The following is a 3,741-nucleotide window of genomic DNA, read 5'->3' as shown; positions in this document are numbered from 1 at the left end:
GTGGAGCCGGTCGTGCGGCCGTCGGCTGCGGGTGTCTCCTGACGGCTCGCGGGCTCGTGGGTGCGGCTGGTCATGACTGCCTCTCGGGAAGGAGCGGCCGGGAGCCGCCGTCCCCTGTGCGGCGGCTCCCGGCCCGATGGGTGGTCAGGCCCTGGCGTGGCCGTTCAGCGCGGCCAGCGGTGTGTCCGAGAGGCCCAGCTCGCCGGCCTTCGCGATCAGTTCCTCGAACCGGCCGGTGTTCTCGCCGCCCTGCCGCATCAGCCGCATCAGCAGGGCCGAGACGGTGAGGTTCTGCACGTCGGAGGTCGAGACGGAGCCCAGGATGCGGCTCAGGTCGTCGGTGAAGCTCGCCGAGCCGTCGAGCCAGGGACCGGCGAGTGCCTGCGCGGTCTCGGAGTTCTGGACGAAGCCGTCCACGCTCTTGCCGAGCGTGATGGAGGACATCAGCCGGTCGAAGAACATCGACTCCCCGCCGACGATGTTGATGTCGGCGTTCTCCAGACCGGTGGCGAGGACGGTGGCCTGCGCCTCGGCGACCTGCCGCTGCACGTCCAGTCCGGCGAGCCGGATGTCCTTCTCGGCCTCCAGCCGCAGCCGGTACTCCTCGTGGCCGCGGGACGCCTCGTCGAGGGCGGCCATCGCCGCCGCCTTCTCGGTGAGGCCGGCCGCCTCCGCGCGGAGCCTGCCGCTGATGCCCTCCGCGTCGGCGAGAGCCTTGGCCCGCGCGCCCTCGGCGTCCGCGCGCATCCGGGCCTCGGCGGCCTGGGCTTCGGCGCGGCCCGCCTTCTCGATGACCTCGGCCTCCTTGTCGCGGACCTGCACGGCGGCCAGACCCTCGGCCGCGGCCTCCGCCTGGACGCCCTCGGCGGTCCGCAGCTTGGCCCGCGCGTCCAGGTCGGCGGTCTTCAACCGGGCCTCGGCGAGGGTGAGTTCCTCGGCGGCACGGTGGGTTGCGGCCTGCTCGGCGGCCTCGGCCGCCTTGATGTCCTTGACCAGCTTCTCCTGCGCCTCGGCCTCCGCGGCGATGATCACGGCCTGCCGCTGCCGCTCCGCCTCCTCGACCGCGCGCAGCCTCAGGATCGACTCCTCCTGCTCGGCGACCGTACGGTCCACCGCGACCCGCTCGCGGATCACCTCGGCGATCTCCCGCTTCTCCGCCTCGACCTCCTTCTCGGCGGAGATCCGGGTCAGTTCGGTCTCCCGCTCGCGGGCGATGACCTCCAGCAGACGGTCCTTCTCGATGCGCTCGCTCTCGACGGCGATGACCCGCTCGCGGTTCTTGGCGGCGACGGCGACCTCACGGGCCTGGTTCTCGCGCTGCACGCCGAGCTGTTCCTCGGTGCGCAGGAAGGCGCTCTGCGCGCGCAGCCGCTCCTCCTCCACCACCCGAGCCGTCTCGGCCTCCTCGCGGGCCCGTACGGTCTCGATCTCCCGCCTCTGCTTGATCTCGGCGTCGGTCTGCCGACGCTCCAGCTCCAGGATCGCCTCGCGCGCGTCGACGTCCTGCCGGGTGATCTCCTTCTGTTCGTTGCGCTGCGCCTCGTTGGTGCGGACGTGCTCGATGGCCGTCAGCTCGGTGATCTTGCGGATGCCCTGCGCGTCGAGGACGTTGCCGGGGTCGAGCTGGGTCAGCGGCGTCTGCTCCAGGTAGTCGATCGCCGCGTCCTCGAGGTGGTAGCCGCTGAGGTCGACGCCGATGACCTCGATGATCCGGTACCGCAGTTCCTCGCGCTTGGTGTAGAGGTCGGTGAAGTCCATCTGCTTGCCGACGGTCTTCAGCGCCTCGGAGAACTTGGCGTGGAACAGCTCCTGGAGCGTGTTCCGGTCGCTGGCCCGCGCGGTGCCGACCGCCTGGGCGACCTTGATGACGTCCTCGGTCGTCTTGTTGACCTTGACGAAGAACGTGATGCGGATGTCCGCGCGGATGTTGTCGCGGCAGATCAGGCCTTCCTTGCCGGCCCGGGTGATCTCGATGGTCTTCACCGAGATGTCCATCACCTCGGCCTTGTGCAGCACCGGCAGCACGACCGATCCGGTGAACGTCACGTCGACCTTGCGAAGCTTGGAGACGATCAGCGCCTTGCCCTGTTCCACCTTGCGGAACAGCTTGGTGACGAGCAGCAGACCGATGAGCACGGACAACAGGGCGACGCCGACGAGTACGGCGATGCCCACGGTGGCGGCATCCATGGGACACGTCCTTCTGGGCTGAAAATGGGCAGAAGTCAGGCGAAATGGCGCCTCGTCGCCGAGGCGGGTGAATGTCCGGTGGTGAGGGAGACGACTCAGCGGGCGTCGCGGTTCCGCGGCGGGCGCGGACGGATGCCGTCCGCTGCCCGGCGCACCGCGCGCGCCGCACCGTCCCGGTCCGCACCGCGTCCGCGCGGGGACCGGGACGGCCCGGGTTCGTCCGGTTCGTCCGGGGAGAGGCCGTGCGGCGCCCGTACGGGACGGGGGCGGGGGGCGGGCGGACCCGCGGCGGGCTTCACGTGGATACGCATCCGAACCCTCTCCCCCTTCACCACTCGACGTCGTCGGGACAGCACGGATCCCCTCCGGCCCCGGTGCGGGACACCTGCCGGTGCCCGGCACCGGAACCTTCCGCGGTGCTCCCCGCGGACCATGATGCCCCGCCGGATCCGGGGCGCGCATTGCCGGATTCCGGCAAGGTTCACTAAGGTCTGCATGCCGGTGCGTCAACACGAACGCATCAGGGACGCGTCAAGAGTTGGGGGAGCGCGTGACACAACGGGAGATTCCCGAGCCGTATCTCGACGGCTACGCCCGCATCCTGTCCGAGGTGGCGGCGACGGGCAGGCGCCTCACCCGGGACGAGATCGCCTCACGGCGGGCTCTGGGGGAACGCGCGGCGGAGGCGGGATTCGGTCTGCGGTTCCTCGTCAGCTCGCATCTGTCCGCCGCGCTTCAGGCGTGGCCGCGCGACGCGGACTCGGTGGAGGGCGCCCTCTCGGCCGTACAGCAGGTGGTGGACGCGTTCGCCGAAGGGTACGAGCGGGCCCAGCGGCTGGCAGTACGTCAGGAGGAGGCGGCGCGACGGGAGTTCATCGACGACCTGCTCTACGGGCGCAGCGATCTGGGCCGGCTCGCCGAGCGCGCCGAGCGCTTCGGACTGCGGCTGTCCCATGAACACGCGGTGGCCGTCGCCCGGGGCTCGGTCGCCTACGACGAGGGCGACCCGGTGCCGCGGCAGGTGGAGCACGCGCTGATATCCCGCTTCGGTGACCGCAGCATCCTGCTCACCACCAAGGACGGGCGGCTGCTGTGCATCGCGCCCGGGCATCAGAGGGAGGTGCTCACTTACTTCGCCAAGCAGGCGCACGCCGCCACGGACGGCGGCCAGGTGGCCATCGGCCGTCCGCAGTCCGGGCCGGGCGGGGTCGTCCAGTCGTACGAGGAAGCCCTGAGCTCCCTGGAGATCGCCGAGCGGCTGGGGCTGGACGATCCGGTGCTGCGCGCGTCCGATCTGCTTGTCTACCCGGTGCTGGCCCGCGACCGCCAGGCCATGGCCGACCTGGTCCACAACACCCTCGGGCCGCTGACCACGGCCCGGGGCGGTGCCGAGCCCCTGCTCGACACCCTGACCGCCTACTTCGACTCCGGCTGTGTCGCCGCGGAGGCGGCCCGGCGGCTCTCGCTGAGCGTGCGGGCGCTGACCTACCGGCTGGAGCGCATCCACCGGCTCACCGACGCCAACCCCTCCGACCCGGCGCACCGTTACAT

At 71.2% G+C, this 3,741-nt stretch carries 2 protein-coding genes; one reads left to right on the top strand and one right to left on the bottom strand.

Going from position 1 to position 3,741, the window contains the following annotated elements; all coding sequences use genetic code 11:
• Positions 1–144 precede the first annotated feature (144 nt).
• Complete coding sequence (locus B9S61_RS07985; protein ID WP_103541610.1) at positions 145–2,190, bottom strand: hypothetical protein; 2,046 nt, start codon at positions 2,188–2,190, stop codon at positions 145–147.
• A 550-nt stretch (positions 2,191–2,740) separates the two neighbouring features.
• Here B9S61_RS07985 and B9S61_RS07975 point away from each other — a divergent pair.
• Positions 2,741–3,741, top strand: a 1,001-nt coding sequence (locus B9S61_RS07975) for a CdaR family transcriptional regulator (RefSeq protein ID WP_103541608.1), incomplete at its 3' end; no start/stop codon positions are given.

This window comes from Streptomyces sp. SM1, from assembly GCF_002910825.1.
GTDB classification, from domain to species: Bacteria; Actinomycetota; Actinomycetes; order Streptomycetales; family Streptomycetaceae; genus Streptomyces; species Streptomyces okerensis.
Note: the sequence above shows the minus strand (reverse complement) of the source record. Positions and strands in the feature narration are given on the sequence as shown.